Source organism: Streptomyces natalensis ATCC 27448, from assembly GCF_000935125.1.
In the GTDB taxonomy this organism is placed as follows: Bacteria; Actinomycetota; Actinomycetes; order Streptomycetales; family Streptomycetaceae; genus Streptomyces; species Streptomyces natalensis.
Genome location: NZ_JRKI01000029.1, coordinates 913,670 through 927,939, shown reverse-complemented (window position 1 = coordinate 927,939; position 14,270 = coordinate 913,670). Strand labels below are relative to the sequence as shown.

13 protein-coding genes and 2 riboswitches are annotated in these 14,270 nt (G+C 69.1%); of the genes, 11 read left to right on the top strand and 2 right to left on the bottom strand.

Annotated features, from left to right (window positions below; translation table 11 throughout):
* The first annotated feature begins 168 nt into the window (after positions 1 to 168).
* The 10 genes from clsA to SNA_RS23540 all read left to right on the top strand — a co-directional run bounded on the left by clsA (position 169) and on the right by SNA_RS23540 (position 10,297).
* Complete coding sequence (gene clsA / locus SNA_RS23585; RefSeq protein WP_030072480.1) at positions 169 to 777, top strand: cardiolipin synthase ClsA; 609 nt, start codon at positions 169 to 171, stop codon at positions 775 to 777.
* Between the two features lie 122 nt (positions 778 to 899).
* The gene (locus SNA_RS23580) at positions 900 to 3,395 is read left to right on the top strand and encodes a mannose-1-phosphate guanyltransferase (protein WP_030072482.1); all 2,496 of its coding nucleotides are present in this window, start codon (positions 900 to 902) and stop codon (positions 3,393 to 3,395) included.
* Between the two features lie 85 nt (positions 3,396 to 3,480).
* Positions 3,481 to 4,404: a DUF881 domain-containing protein gene (locus tag SNA_RS23575; RefSeq protein ID WP_037794056.1), complete on the top strand. Its 924-nt coding sequence runs from the start codon at positions 3,481 to 3,483 to the stop codon at positions 4,402 to 4,404.
* Positions 4,401 to 4,733 carry a small basic family protein gene (locus SNA_RS23570; RefSeq protein WP_003984969.1) on the top strand — a complete coding sequence of 111 codons (333 nt, stop codon included), beginning with the start codon at positions 4,401 to 4,403 and terminating at the stop codon, positions 4,731 to 4,733. The genes SNA_RS23575 and SNA_RS23570 overlap by 4 nt, the downstream gene beginning before the upstream one ends.
* A gap of 5 nt (positions 4,734 to 4,738) precedes the next feature.
* Positions 4,739 to 5,716, top strand: a complete 978-nt coding sequence (locus SNA_RS23565; RefSeq protein WP_104532038.1) for a DUF881 domain-containing protein — start codon at positions 4,739 to 4,741, stop codon at positions 5,714 to 5,716.
* 118 nt (positions 5,717 to 5,834) lie between these two features.
* Entirely contained in the window at positions 5,835 to 6,683 is an 849-nt protein-coding gene (locus SNA_RS44240) for an FHA domain-containing protein (protein ID WP_241779801.1), read from the top strand.
* 17 nt (positions 6,684 to 6,700) lie between these two features.
* Positions 6,701 to 7,450 carry a transcriptional regulator FtsR gene (gene ftsR, locus SNA_RS23555; RefSeq protein WP_030072490.1) on the top strand — a complete coding sequence of 250 codons (750 nt, stop codon included), beginning with the start codon at positions 6,701 to 6,703 and terminating at the stop codon, positions 7,448 to 7,450.
* A gap of 53 nt (positions 7,451 to 7,503) precedes the next feature.
* Complete coding sequence (locus SNA_RS23550) at positions 7,504 to 7,977, top strand: bifunctional nuclease family protein (RefSeq protein ID WP_030072492.1); 474 nt, start codon at positions 7,504 to 7,506, stop codon at positions 7,975 to 7,977.
* A 226-nt stretch (positions 7,978 to 8,203) separates the two neighbouring features.
* A complete protein-coding gene (locus SNA_RS23545; protein ID WP_420823505.1) occupies positions 8,204 to 8,770 on the top strand; it encodes a MerR family transcriptional regulator in 567 nt (188 codons plus the stop codon).
* 75 nt (positions 8,771 to 8,845) lie between these two features.
* The gene (locus SNA_RS23540) at positions 8,846 to 10,297 is read left to right on the top strand and encodes a DNA polymerase IV (RefSeq protein WP_078970120.1); all 1,452 of its coding nucleotides are present in this window, start codon (positions 8,846 to 8,848) and stop codon (positions 10,295 to 10,297) included.
* Here SNA_RS23540 and SNA_RS23535 read toward each other — a convergent pair.
* Positions 10,207 to 10,590, bottom strand: coding sequence for a PRC-barrel domain-containing protein (locus tag SNA_RS23535; RefSeq protein WP_030072497.1), 384 nt, complete (start codon positions 10,588 to 10,590; stop codon positions 10,207 to 10,209). The two genes, SNA_RS23540 and SNA_RS23535, sit on opposite strands and share 91 nt — an antisense overlap.
* A 114-nt stretch (positions 10,591 to 10,704) precedes the next feature.
* A riboswitch (glycine riboswitch) is annotated at positions 10,705 to 10,802 on the top strand.
* A gap of 1 nt (position 10,803) precedes the next feature.
* Positions 10,804 to 10,928, top strand: a riboswitch (glycine riboswitch).
* 64 nt (positions 10,929 to 10,992) lie between these two features.
* Here SNA_RS23535 and gcvP point away from each other — a divergent pair.
* Positions 10,993 to 13,878 (top strand): aminomethyl-transferring glycine dehydrogenase, encoded by a 2,886-nt coding sequence (gene gcvP / locus SNA_RS23530; protein ID WP_030072499.1) that lies wholly within the window; start codon positions 10,993 to 10,995, stop codon positions 13,876 to 13,878.
* 81 nt (positions 13,879 to 13,959) lie between these two features.
* On the opposite strand, the gene SNA_RS23525 is transcribed toward gcvP, so the two are convergent.
* Entirely contained in the window at positions 13,960 to 14,157 is a 198-nt protein-coding gene (locus tag SNA_RS23525; RefSeq protein WP_030072501.1) for a DUF5999 family protein, read from the bottom strand.
* Between the last annotated feature and the right edge of the window lie 113 nt (positions 14,158 to 14,270).

Sequence of the window (14,270 nt, the reverse complement as noted above, 5' to 3'; positions counted from 1 at the left end):
GGAGAGTAGGACGCCGCCGAACAATTCTTAGAGAGAGCCCCGTCGGGAACCACGTTCCCGGCGGGGCTCTTTCGCGTTTCCCGGATCGGGGACCCGCGGCGCGGTGTGGTCGGCGCGGCAGGTAAGGTCAGGGGTATCGTCGGCACATTTCACCCAGGAGGCTTCCGAGTGGAGGTCCAGGAGACGCGGGTACAGACGGATCGCGTCCTCACCATCCCGAACATTCTGAGCATGGCTCGCCTCGTCGGCGTGCCGGTGTTCCTGTGGTTGATCCTTTGGCCGGAATTCGGCGGCCCGAACACCAACGCCTGGGCGTTGCTGGTGCTTGCGCTGAGCGGCGTCAGCGATTATCTGGACGGGAAGCTCGCCCGCCGCTGGAACCAGATCAGCAGTCTTGGCCGGATCCTCGATCCGGCGGCCGACCGGCTGTACATCCTCTCCACCCTCGTCGGCCTGACTTGGCGTGAGATCCTGCCGTTCTGGCTCACCGCCGCACTGCTCGCGCGCGAACTGATGCTGCTGATCGCGGTCGGATTCCTGGGGCGTCACGGGTATGGCCCTCCCCAGGTGAACTTTCTGGGCAAAGCGGCTACGTTCAACTTGATGTATGCCTTCCCGTTGCTCCTGCTGAGCGGCGGAAGCACCTGGCTTCACTCCCTCGCTACAATTTTCGGTTGGGCGTTCGCGGGATGGGGTACGGCGCTGTATTGGTGGGCAGGGATCCTCTACGTGGTCCAGGTCCGCCGGCTCATCAGGGCGGACGCCACGGCCGACTGAGCTCGTCGAACCGGCAGATTATGCCAAGGTCCGGTGCCCGAACGTGAGCACAGCAACAGTGGGCGACCTGGACAAGTGAAGTCGGCAAGACCGTTCGTCTCTTAGAGGAGGACGCTTCCGACATGAAGGCCGTTGTGATGGCAGGCGGCGAAGGCACTCGCCTTCGCCCTATGACCTCGAGCATGCCGAAACCGCTGCTGCCGGTGGCCAATAGGCCCATCATGGAGCATGTGCTGCGGCTGCTGAAACGGCATGGTCTCACCGAGACCGTCGTGACCGTGCAATTCCTTGCCTCGCTCGTCAAAAACTATTTCGGCGACGGGGAAGAGCTCGGAATGGAGCTCACATACGCCAACGAGGAAAAGCCACTGGGCACCGCGGGGAGCGTGAAGAACGCGGAGGCGGCCCTCAAGGACGATGCTTTTCTCGTCATCTCGGGTGATGCCCTCACCGACTTCGATCTCTCCGATCTGATCCGGTTCCACAAGGAAAAGGGCGCCCTGGTCACCGTCTGCCTCACCCGGGTTCCCAATCCGCTGGAGTTCGGCATCACCATCGTCGACGAGGCCGGCCGGGTCGAGCGGTTCCTGGAAAAGCCCACCTGGGGCCAGGTCTTCTCGGACACCGTCAACACGGGCATCTACGTGATGGAGCCCGAGGTCTTCGACTACTTCGAGCCGGATGTTCCGGTGGACTGGTCCGGCGATGTCTTCCCGCAGCTCATGAAGGAAGGCAAGCCGATTTACGGTTATGTCGCCGAGGGCTACTGGGAGGACGTCGGCACCCACGAGAGCTACGTCAAGGCGCAGGCGGATGTCCTCGAAGGCAAGGTCGACGTCGAAATCGACGGCTTCGAGATCTCGCCGGGCGTGTGGGTGGCCGAGGGTGCGGAGGTGCATCCCGACGCGGTGCTGCGGGGGCCGCTGTACATCGGTGACTACGCCAAGGTCGAGGCCGGTGTGGAGATCCGCGAGCACACGGTCGTCGGCTCCAATGTCGTCGTCAAGAGCGGCGCCTTTCTGCACAAGGCCGTGGTCCACGACAACGTCTACGTCGGGCAGCACAGCAATCTGCGCGGCTGTGTGATCGGTAAGAACACCGACATCATGCGGGCCGCGCGGATCGAGGACGGCGCGGTCATCGGCGACGAATGTCTGATCGGCGAGGAGTCGATCGTTCAGGGGAACGTGCGGGTCTATCCGTTCAAGACGATCGAGGCCGGTGCGTTCGTCAATACGTCGGTGATCTGGGAGTCCCGCGGCCAGGCGCATCTGTTCGGGGCACGCGGGGTGTCGGGGATCCTGAACGTCGAGATCACTCCGGAGCTGGCGGTGCGGCTCGCGGGTGCGTATGCCACCACGCTCAAGAAGGGGTCGACCGTCACCACCGCCCGTGACCACTCCCGTGGCGCGCGGGCGCTCAAGCGCGCGGTGATCTCGGCCTTGCAGGCCAGCGCCATCGATGTGAGGGATCTCGAGAACGTTCCGCTTCCGGTCGCCCGCCAGCAGACCGCCCGGGGCAGCGCCGGCGGCATCATGGTCCGGACGACGCCGGGGGTGCCGGACTCCGTCGACATCATGTTCTTCGACGAGCGGGGCGCCGACCTCTCGCAGGCCGGCCAGCGCAAGCTCGACCGGGTCTACGCCCGTCAGGAATACCGCCGCGCCTTCCCCGGCGAGATCGGTGATCTGCGTTTCCCGGCGAGCGTCTTCGACTCGTACACCGGATCCGTCCTGCGGGCCGTGGACACCACGGGTATCGCCGACTCCGGGCTCAAGGTCGTCGTGGATGCGTCCAACGGAAGCGCCGGTCTGGTGCTGCCCAGTCTGCTGGGGCGGCTCGGGGTCGACTCGCTGACGATCAATCCCGGTCTCGACGAGTCCCGGCCGACCGAGACGGCCGAGGCCAGACGCTCGGGCCTGGTCCGGCTCGGTGAGATCGTGGCGTCCGCGCGGGCGGCGTTCGGGGTGCGCTTCGACCCCGTGGGCGAGCGGCTGTCCCTGGTGGACGAGCGCGGCCGGATCATCGAGGACGACCGTGCGCTGCTGGTGATGCTGGATCTGGTGGCGGCCGAGCGGCGCAGCGGGCGGGTGGCGCTGCCGGTGACCACGACCCGGATCGCCGAGCAGGTCGCCGCGTATCACGGGACCCAGGTGGAGTGGACGACCACCTCGCCCGACGATCTGACCCGGGTGGGCCGGATGGAGGGCACGGTTTTCGGTGGTGACGGGCTGGGCGGGTTCATCATCCCCGAGTTCAGCAGCGTCTTCGACGGCGCGGCCGCGTTCGTCAGGCTGATCGGCCTGGTGGCCCGCACGCAGCTCACGCTCAGCCAGATCGATGCGCGGATCCCACGGGCGCATGTCCTGCGCCGCGATCTCGCCACGCCGTGGGCGGTCAAGGGGCTGGTCATGCGGCATGTGGTCGAGGCGGCCGGCGACCGGGAGGTGGACACCACCGACGGTGTACGGGTCGTGGAGACCGATGGCCGCTGGGTGCTGGTGCTGCCCGACCCGGCCGAGGCGGTCACGCACCTGTGGGCGGAGGGGCCGGACGACGCCTCCGCCCAGCAGCTGCTGGACGAGTGGTCGGCCGTGGTGGACAGCGCCGGGCGATGAACCGCGGCACACCGGCGTGCCCGTAATCGGGCACGCCGGTGGGGCCATTGGGAGACTGTCAGTGCGGCGTGCGACGATGAGCGGCATGTCGCAGCAGCGCCCCGATCGGAGCACTCCAAGGAAGCCGGCCGCGCGCCCCGACGCGTCGATGTCGCTGCTGACCAATGTGATGGATCACAGCCTCGACGACGGGTATGCGGAGGCCGCTGCGCGCAAATCCGCCGCGGGCGTCAGCGGTCTGCCGCGCACTCTGCGCGCAAAGTTGGGCCTGGCCACCGGTCTCGTCCTGGCGGCCGTGGTGGTCACGGTAGGTGCCGCTCAGGCGCGGATATCGGCACCGACGCTCGCGAAGGAACGCGAGGAGCTCATCCACCGCATCCAGAAGGGCACCAGCGCGGCGGACACACAGCAAAAGCGGGTGGATGCGACCCGGGACGCGGTCAGCAGAATGCAGCACGAGGCGCTGAAGACGCACGGTGGCGACAAGGTCGATCTGCTGGCCCTGTTGTCCGGTTCGACCGAAGTGACCGGCCCTGGCGTGAAACTGGTGGTGGACGACGCCAAGGATGCGGAGTCCAGTGGGGGCGGCCCGCGGGAGAGCAGTGGTTTCTCCGACACCGGGCGGGTACGGGACAGGGACATGCAGCGCGTCGTCAACGGCCTGTGGGAGTCCGGTGCGGAGGCCGTCTCGGTCAATGGACAGCGGCTTACGTCACTCTCGGCGATCAGGGCCGCGGGAGACGCCATACTGGTCGACAACAAGCCACTGGTACCGCCTTATACGGTGCTGGCGGTGGGGGACGGGCAGCGGCTGAGCACCGCGTTCCAGGCCAGCGCCGACGGTCAGTATCTGCGGGTACTGCAGGAGAACTACGGCGTGCGCACCAAGATTTCGGCCGAGGGTGAGCTCATGCTGCCGCCCGCGCCCAGTTTGACCGTACGTACCGCAAAGCCGCAGGCCGGTGCCGCCAAGGCGGACGGCGCCGACACAGGGAAGGGCACATCGTGATCGCCGTACTGGGCCTCATTGTGGGAGTCGTGGTCGGGCTTGTGGTCCGACCCGTGGTGCCGACGGTGGTCGAGCCCTACTTGCCGATTGCTGTCGTGGCGGCGCTGGATGCCGTGTTCGGCGGTCTGCGCGCGATGCTGGACGGCATCTTTGACGACAAGGTCTTCGTCGTCTCCTTTCTCTCCAACGTCGTGGTCGCCGCGCTGATCGTCTTCCTCGGCGACAAACTGGGCGTCGGCGCCCAACTCTCCACCGGAGTCGTCGTGGTGCTGGGTATCCGGATCTTCTCCAACGCGGCCGCGATCCGCCGGCACGTTTTCAGGGCGTGAGGCGGATGACAGCCGACGAGACCCCCGGGCCGGAGAAGAAGACGCCGGAGCGGCACGAGCCGGAGCAGCGTGAGCCGGAGCCGCAGCAGGGCCGCGGGCCCGCCGACCGGCGGCCGATGCCTCCGGAGAGCCGGCCCGCCCCCAAGGTTGCGGGGGAGGAACCAGAAGGGCGCAAATCGGACGACACGCGGCAGACCGCCGATAAACCGGCAGATGCCGGTGGCGCCGCCCCGGTGGCGGAAGATGGGACATCCGGAGAGCCGCAAACCGGCCGTCAGCGCCTCGTCGCGAGCCTGTGGCCGCCGCGGCTGACCCGGGCTCAACTGATCGTTGCTCTGCTCCTGTTCATTCTCGGTCTCGGCCTGGCGATTCAGGTACGTTCCACGAGTGACAGCAGCGCGTTGCGGGGTGCGCGCCAGGAGGATCTGGTGCGCATTCTGGATGAACTGGACAACCGCTCCCAGCGGCTGACGGACGAGCAGCGGCGTCTTGAAGGGCAGAAGACCGAGCTGGAGAACAGCTCGGACCAGGCCGAGGAGGCCCGTAAGCAGACCGTGGAGAAGGAACAGCAGCTGGGCGTGCTGGCCGGGACCGTCGCGGCGCAGGGCCCCGGCATCACCCTGACCATCGACGACGCCTCCCACTCCGTCGAGGCGGACAAGCTGCTGGACACCATCCAGGAGCTGCGGGCGGCCGGTGCCGAGGCCATCCAGGTCAACAACGTACGGGTCGTCGCGAACACGTATCTCTCGGATGTGAGCGGCGGCGTGGGGATCGACGGAAAGCGGGTCACCCAGCCCTACCGTTTCAAGGTCATCGGTAAGCCCGAAGATCTGGAACCGGCTCTGAACATCCCCGGCGGGGTGGTTCAGACTTTGGAAAAGGAGCAGGCCAGGGTGTCTGTGACCCGACAAAGGAAGATCATTGTGGATGCCTTGCGAGAGGCGAAGCGGCCTGACTACGCTCGGTCGTCATCGCAGTGAGGGGTTCACGTATGGCGATGGCCCGGGGAGGGCATGAGGTAGCGGGGGGTCGGCGCACCGTGATTGTGGTGTGTGGTGGAAACTGTCTGATGGCCACGGACGTTCACAGGATGTCCGGATCGGCCGGTGTGTGCATCGAGGGTTCGTCCTGCCCCACGGGCGGGTCTGTTTCGTTCAAGGGGAATCGCCCGTGAAGTTGTTTGGAAAGCTGTTCGGCAAGAGCGCACGCCAGGAAGGCGGCAGCGGCTCGGCGCGGCATCGTGCCGCGGGCCGGTCCGAGGAGGGCGACGCCGGGACGGACCGTCCGCTCTTCCGTGACGAGGTCAGCGGTCCGTCCGGGGGGCACGGCGCGGGTTCTGTTGACCCCTCCGGTGCCGCCCGCATAGGTTCCCAGGAACCATCGGCCTCAACCCCGGGTGGAGGTTCGGCTGTGCTGGTCTGTACGAGGTGTGGGCACCGGAGCGCCGAGGCGAGCCGGTTCTGTTCCAACTGTGGTGCGCCGCTGCGCGCGGGCGCCCAGCCCGAACGCGCGTCCGAGACGACGTCGACGATCTCCATTTCGGGCATCGAGGCCTATGACGCGGAGGCGACGGGCCAGACCCAGATGCCGTCCCTGTCGCCCGAGGCCCAGGCGGCGGTCGACGCCCTCCCGCTGGGCTCGGCGCTGCTGGTCGTCCGCCGGGGACCGAATTCGGGCAGCCGCTTCCTGCTGGACGACGAGCTGACCACGGCCGGGCGCCACCCGCAGGGCGACATCTTCCTGGACGACGTGACGGTCTCGCGCCGCCACGTGGAGTTCCGGCGCGGCCCCGACGGCCGTTTCACGGTCGCCGACGTCGGCAGCCTGAACGGCACGTACGTCAACCGCGAGCCGATCGACTCGGTCGCGCTCTCCAACGGGGACGAGGTCCAGATCGGCAAGTTCCGGCTGGTCTTCTACGCGAGCCAGCGAGGCGCCGGTATCTGACCGGCCAGGGAAGGCATATGCGCCCCACACCGAAAGGCGGTGCCGGGTCCTCCGGCGCCGCCTCCTCGGACGGCAAGCCGGTGAGCATCGGTACGGTGCTCACTTTGCTGCGCGAGGAATTCCCCGAGGTCACCATCTCCAAGATCCGCTTCCTGGAGGCCGAGGGGCTGGTCGAGCCGGAGCGCACGCCTTCCGGATACCGCAAATTCACGCCCGCCGACGTCGAGCGGCTCGCCGGCGTGCTGCGGATGCAACGTGACCACTATCTTCCGCTGAAAGTCATCCGCGAGCATCTGGACGCCCTGGAGCGCGGTGAGCAGGTGCAGCTGCCGGCCCAGGCCACCGCGTCCCGGGATCTTGTTCCGGGGATGCGTGAGGCGGGCGAGGACCGTGCACCGGCCGCCCGGGTCGGCCGGGAGGAGCTGCTGGAAGCCGCGGAGGCGGACGAGGCGGCGCTGGCCGACTGGGAGGCGTACGGGTTGGTCGCGCCCGATGCCGACGGCAGCTACGGCAGCGAGGCCGTCACGGTGGCGAAACTCGTCGCCGAGCTGGGACGCTTCGGTCTCGAACCACGGCATCTGCGTGCCGTCAAGGCGGCCGCCGAGCGCGAGGCGGGCCTTGTCGAGCAGGTCGTGGCGCCGCTTCGCCGGCACCGTAATCCGCAGACCAGGGCGCATGCGGAGGCCACCGCCAGGGAGCTGGCGACCCTGTCCGTACGCCTCCATGCCGCATGGGTCCAGACCGTCCTGAAGGTCCGCCTCCCGTGACCAAATGACTGCCCGACTACCCAAACCGGCCGGGCACGTCCTAGGGTTGCTGTGTGAACGAGCTCGACGTCGTGGGTGTCCGGGTGGAAATGCCTTCCAGCCAACCGATCGTGCTCCTGCGGGAGGTGGGAGGCGATCGTTACCTGCCCATCTGGATCGGGCCGGGGGAGGCCACCGCCATCGCCTTTGCCCAGCAGGGCATGGTCCCTGCCAGGCCGCTGACGCACGACCTTTTCAAGGATGTGCTGGAAGCGGTGGGCCAGGAGCTGACGCAGGTCCGCATCACGGATCTGCGCGAGGGGGTGTTCTATGCCGAACTGGTCTTCGCCAGCGGCGTCGAGGTCAGCGCGCGTCCGTCGGACGCCATAGCGCTGGCGCTGCGCACCGGTACGCCGATCTACGGCACCGACGGTGTGCTGGACGACGCGGGCATCGCGATCCCGGACGAGCAGGAGGACGAGGTGGAGAAGTTCCGCGAGTTCCTCGATCAGATCTCGCCCGAGGACTTCGGCAGCAGCAGCCAGTGACCCGGCCGGCCCAAGCGTCTGATTCCGGCCAAACTCTTTAGCCGTTCCCCGCGCGAGGTCACGAGAAACCACTCGTAGGGTGATTATCACTCGGCGTGGCGAGCGCGGCGATCGTTGACGCACCCCCAGTGACTGCATACCGTCGATAAGGCAGGTCCCGTCCGGGACGTGGAGGACGGAGGGCGGCGTGGCAATCACCGGCGACGGTACGGCGGCGGAAGGGGCGTTGCCGCTCCACCCGAATGCAGCAGCGAACCGCGCACCGGCGCGGCCCGCCGCGGTGTCGGGTGACCGCGCGGCGGAGACCATCGGCTACCGGGGACCGACCGCGTGTGCGGCGGCGGGGATCACCTACCGGCAGCTCGACTACTGGGCGCGCACCGGTCTGGTGGAGCCGAGCATCCGCCCCGCCTACGGTTCCGGCACCCAGCGGCTGTACAACTTCCGGGACGTCGTCGTCCTGAAGATCGTCAAGCGGCTGCTGGACACCGGGGTTTCGTTGCAGAACATCCGCACCGCCGTCCAGCATCTGCGCTCGCGCGGGCTGGCCGATCTGACGCGGATGACGCTGATGAGCGACGGCGCCACGGTCTACGAGTGCACCTCGCCCGACCAGGTCGTCGATCTGCTCCAGGGCGGTCAGGGCGTCTTCGGGATCGCGGTGGGCGTGGTGCTGCGGGATGTGGAGGCCGCGCTGTCGGAGCTGCACGGCGAGCGGCTGGACACCGGCGAGACGCTGATCGGGGAGAACCCGCACGACGAACTCGCGCGTCGGCGCAACCGGGCGGGCTGAGCCCTCACTAGGCCCGCCGCGGCCCTCGGAGCGGGTTCGGGCCGATTGTCAGTGGGGTGCGGGAGGATCGGTTGTGTGAGACCCGCGCCGACGATTCTGCATCTGGACATGGATGCCTTCTACGCCTCTGCCGAGCAGGCGGCGAAGCCGAGCCTGCGCGGGAAGCCGGTGATCGTCGGCGGGATCGGGCCGCGCGGGGTGGTCGCCACGGCGTCGTACGAGGCCCGGGTCTTCGGTGTCCGCTCGGCCATGCCGACCGCGCAGGCGCGTCGGCTGTGCCCCAACGCCGCCTATCTCAGTCCGCGCTTCGAGCTCTACCGCCAGGTCAGCGAGAAGGTGATGGAGCTGCTGCATGCGCTGTCGCCGCTGGTGGAGCCGCTGAGCCTGGACGAGGCGTTCGTGGACCTGGAGGCGGGCGGGGTGGCGCCCGAGGCGGATGCCGTACGGGCCGTGGGGGAGCGGCTGCGGCGCGACATCCGTGAGGCCACGGGACTGACCGGCTCGGTGGGGCTGGCCGGGGCCAAGATGCTGGCGAAGATCGCGTCCGAGGCGGCGAAGCCGGACGGCCTGGTGGTGATCGAGCCAGGTACGGAACGGGAGCTGCTGGGGCCGATGCCGGTGCGGACGCTGCCCGGGGTGGGGCCGGCCACGGCCGAGGCGCTGCGCCGGGCCGGGATCCACACTGTCGCGGAGACCGCGGAGGCCGGGGAGGACGAGCTGGTCCGGCTCCTGGGGAAGGCACACGGCGCCGGGCTGTACGCGATGGCGCTGGGCCAGGACGACCGCCCGGTGGTGGCCGAGCGGGATGCCAAGTCGATCTCGGTGGAGGACACCTTCGAGGTCGATCTCACCGACCGGACGCGGGTGCGGACCGAGCTGATGCGGCTGGCCGAGCGGTGTGTGCAGCGGCTGCGGGCGGCCGGGCGGTCCGGGCGCACGGTGGTGATCAAGGTCCGTAACTACGACTTCTCGACGCTGACCAGGTCGGAGACGCTGCGCGGGCCCACGGACGACCCCGCGGTCGTGCGGGAGGCCGTGGCGCGCCTCCTGGAGACGGTGGACACCACGGGCGGAGTGCGGCTGCTGGGGGTGGGCGTGAGCGGGCTGGCCGACTTCACCCAGGAGGATCTCTTCGCGCAGCTCGCGACGGAGCAGGAGGCGCAGGAGAGCGCCCGGGCGGCGGCGGAACCGGCAGGGGCGGAGGGGGGCGAGCCGGAGCCGGAGGAGGAGCTGCCGCGCCGCTGGTCACCGGGGCTCGATGTGGTGCACGACGATTACGGCGCCGGATGGGTGCAGGGCAGCGGGGTGGGGAGAGTGACCGTACGTTTCGAGCAGCCGTGGTCCGCACCGGGAAGGGTGCGGACCTTTGCCGTCGATGATCCGGCGCTGCGGCCAGGGGAGCCGTTGCCGCTGGTGGGCGGGGGACCCGGGGCCGGTCAGTCGTCCGATCCGGCGACGTGGCCGAAGTCCTTGTCGCCCGGGGGCGAAGCGGCGTCGGATTCCGGGGAGGAGATATCCAGCCGGTAGTGGTGGTAGAGCTGGAGTTCCTGCTCGGGGGAGAGATGGCGGCCCACCCCGAAATCCGGGGCGTCCTTGATCAGCTTGCGGTCGTAGGGGATCTGTAGCCCTTCCTCGACCAGCTCGCTGGGTTCCAGGGGGACGAACGCATCCCGGCTGAAAAGGCCGGTGCGCACGGCCGCCCATTCGGGTTCGCCGGTCGCGTCATCGAGATAGACCTCATCAATGGTGCCGATCTTGGTGCCGTTCCTGTCGAACGCTTTGCGGCCGATCAGGCTCCGGGGATCAATATCGGTGTGCACGGCCCCTCCTAGTGGTCGCAACGGCCCTGTGACACCTACCAAACGGCACATTTCCCGCCCCGGCCACTCGAAGGTTCGCCCAACAGGTGCGCTGGTAGGCTGGCGAATGGCCGCTGACCCCATGCGGGAGAGTCCCTTGTCGTTCGCGACGGGGGCGCCGAAGGAGCAACTCCTCCCCGGAATCTCTCAGGCATCCGTACCGCATGGACGAGGTCACTCTGGAAAGCAGGTCGGGCCGCGGAAAGGCACCAGCGCCGGGACCCCTCCTCACCGACGGTGAAAGCCGGGCCGCCTCCTGCGGGCCGGTGAAGCTCTCAGGTTGAGATGACAGAGGGGGAGGCCGTCCGGGCACCAGCGCCGTGGTGCCCCTCGTAGGTCGCTATGACCAGGAGGCCCCCGCAGATGACCACCAATCGCATCTCCTTGACCGAGCTGGAGCGCGGTATCCCCTTCGAGCACCGGCACGTCGGTCCCGACCACGAGGCGCAGGCCAAGATGCTCGCGCAGGTCGGCTTCGGTTCGCTGGACGAGCTCACCGACACCGCCGTCCCCGACGTGATCAAGAGCGCGGAGGCACTCGGCCTGCCGCAGGGCCGTACCGAGGCCGAGGTCCTCAAGGAGCTGCACGGCCTCGCCGAGCGCAACCAGGTCCTGTCCTCCATGATCGGCCTGGGCTACCACGGCACCTTCACCCCGCCGGTCATCCTGCGCAACGTCATGGAGAACCCGGCCTGGTATACGGCGTACACGCCCTACCAGCCCGAGATCTCGCAGGGGCGCCTGGAGGCGCTGCTCAACTTCCAGACCATGGTCGCCGACCTGACCGGGCTGCCCACCTCGGGCGCCTCCCTGCTGGACGAGGGCACCGCCGCCGCCGAGGCGATGGCGCTCTCCCGCCGGGTCGGCAAGGTCAAGCAGGGCGTCTTCCTGGTCGACGCCGACTGTCTGCCGCAGACCATCGCGGTGATCCAGACCCGCGCGGAGCCGACCGGCGTCGAGGTCGTCGTCGCGGACCTGTCCGACGGCATCCCCGCCGAGATCGCCGAGCGCGGCGTCTTCGGCCTGCTGCTCCAGTACCCGGGTGCCTCCGGCGCGGTGCGTGACCCGCGCGCGGTCATAGCGCAGGCGCAGGAGCTGGGCGCGGTCGTCACCGTCGCCGCCGATCTGCTCGCCCTGACGCTGCTGACCTCGCCCGGCGAGCTCGGCGCGGACATCGCGGTGGGCACCACCCAGCGTTTCGGCGTCCCGATGGGCTTCGGCGGGCCGCACGCGGGCTTCATGGCGGTACGCGAGAAGTTCGCCCGCAGTCTGCCCGGCCGCCTGGTGGGCGTCTCCGTCGACGCCGACGGCAACAAGGCATACCGCCTCGCGCTCCAGACCCGTGAGCAGCACATCCGCCGCGAGAAGGCCACCAGCAACATCTGCACCGCGCAGGTGCTGCTCGCCGTCATGGCCGGCATGTACGCGGTCTACCACGGCCCCGAGGGCCTGCGGACCATCGCCCGGCGCACCCACCGCTACGCCGCGATCCTGGCCGAGGGCCTGCGCGCGGGCGGCGTGGAGATCGTCCACGGCACGTACTTCGACACGCTCACCGCGCGGGTGCCCGGCCGGGCCGCCGAGGTCGTCGCCGCGGCCCGTGAGGCCGGTGTCAACCTCCGCCAGGTCGACGCCGACCTGGTCGGCATCGCCTGCGACGAGACCACCGGACGCGCACAGCTGGCCGGGGTCTGGGGCGCCTTCGGGGTGCAGGCCGACATCGAGCAGCTGGATGCCGCCGCTGCCGAAACGTTGCCGCAGGAGCTGCTGCGCGGCGACGACTACCTGACCCACCCGGTCTTCCACCAGTACCGCTCCGAGACCGCGATGCTGCGCTACCTGCGCAGCCTGGCGGACAAGGACTACGCGCTGGACCGCGGCATGATCCCGCTCGGCTCCTGCACGATGAAGCTCAACGCCACCACCGAGATGGAGCCGGTCACCTGGCCCGCGTTCGGGCAGCTGCACCCCTTCGCGCCCGCCGACCAGGCCCAGGGCTACCTCACGCTCATCCAGGAGCTGGAGGAGCGGCTGGCCACCGTCACCGGCTACGACAAGGTCTCCATCCAGCCGAACGCCGGATCGCAGGGCGAGCTGGCCGGTCTGCTGGCCGTCCGCGCCTACCACCGCGCCAACGGCGACGAGCAGCGCACGGTCTGCCTGATCCCGTCCTCGGCGCACGGCACCAACGCCGCCAGCGCCGTCATGGCCGGGATGAAGGTCGTCGTCGTCAAGACCGGCGAGGACGGCGAGGTCGACGCCGACGATCTGCACGCCAAGATCGACAAGCACCGTGACGAGCTCGCGGTCCTGATGGTCACCTATCCCTCCACGCACGGCGTCTTCGAGGAGCACATCACCCAGATCTGCGCGGCGGTGCACGACGCCGGCGGCCAGGTCTACGTCGACGGCGCCAACCTCAACGCGCTGGTCGGTCTCGCCGAGCCCGGCAAGTTCGGCGGCGATGTCTCGCACCTGAACCTGCACAAGACCTTCTGCATCCCGCACGGCGGCGGCGGCCCCGGCGTCGGCCCGGTCGGCGTACGCGCCCACCTGGCGCCGTATCTGCCCAACCACCCGCTCCAGCCCACCGCGGGCCCCGAGACGGGCGTCGGGCCGATCTCCGCGGCCCCCTGGGGCTCCGCCGGGATCCTGCCGATCTCCTGGGCGTATGTGCGCCTGATGGGCGGCGAGGGGCTCAAGCGCGCCACCCAGGTCGCGGTCCTGAGCGCCAACTACATCGCCAAGCGCCTGGAGCCGCACTACCCGGTGCTCTACACCGGCCCCGGCGGCCTGGTGGCGCACGAGTGCATCATCGACGTCCGGCCGCTGACCAAGGCGACCGGCGTGAGCATCGACGATGTCGCCAAGCGGCTGATCGACTACGGCTTCCACGCGCCGACGATGTCCTTCCCGGTGGCCGGCACGCTGATGATCGAGCCCACCGAGAGCGAGGACCTCGACGAGCTGGACCGGTTCTGCGATGCGATGATCGCCATCCGCGCGGAGATCGAGAAGGTCGGCTCGGGGGAGTGGGACAAGGACGACAACCCGCTGCGCAACGCCCCGCACACCGCGGCCGCGCTCGCCGGCACGTGGGACCACCACTACACCCGCGAGGAGGCCGTCTTCCCGGCCGGTGTCGTGGCGGCGGAGAAGTACTGGCCGCCGGTGCGCCGGATCGACGGCGCCTTCGGTGACCGCAACCTCGTCTGCTCCTGCCCGCCGCTGGACGAGTACGAGGGCTGATCACCACCGGTCCCTCCGGACAACGTCAAGGGCCCTCGGCGCACTCGCCGGGGGCCCTGTTGTTCTGCCAGGCGCCGGAGGTCAGGCCACGCTGGCGACGGCCTGCGGCCGGTGCGGGGCGATGACCTGCCCGTCGGGCAGCAGCTCACCGGTGTCCTCGAAGAGCAGGACGCCATTGCACAGCAGGCTCCAGCCCTGCTCGGGGTGGTGCGCCACGGGATGCGCGGCTTCCCGGTCGCTGGAGTCCGCGGACGGGCAAGGAGGTTGGTGCTGGCACATGGAAGTTGTCTTTCGCTGCGGTGTGAACGTCGTAGTGCGGCTCGATGAGATGGCCATGGCCGCTCCCCCGTTTCCCTCGGTTGGTCCCAGTGTTGCCCCACGGACGGGTTTCC

What these genes read in the sequence shown, in the direction of transcription:
- SNA_RS23575 (WP_037794056.1), top strand. Translation starts at nt 3,481, where the DNA reads ATGTCGCAGCAGCGCCCCGATCGGAGCACTCCAAGGAAGCCGGCCGCG.
- SNA_RS23580 (WP_030072482.1), top strand. Translation starts at nt 900, where the DNA reads ATGAAGGCCGTTGTGATGGCAGGCGGCGAAGGCACTCGCCTTCGCCCT.
- ftsR (WP_030072490.1), top strand. Translation starts at nt 6,701, where the DNA reads ATGCGCCCCACACCGAAAGGCGGTGCCGGGTCCTCCGGCGCCGCCTCC.
- SNA_RS23565 (WP_104532038.1), top strand. Translation starts at nt 4,739, where the DNA reads ATGACAGCCGACGAGACCCCCGGGCCGGAGAAGAAGACGCCGGAGCGG.
- SNA_RS23525 (WP_030072501.1), bottom strand. Translation starts at nt 14,157, where the DNA reads ATGTGCCAGCACCAACCTCCTTGCCCGTCCGCGGACTCCAGCGACCGG.
- gcvP (WP_030072499.1), top strand. Translation starts at nt 10,993, where the DNA reads ATGACCACCAATCGCATCTCCTTGACCGAGCTGGAGCGCGGTATCCCC.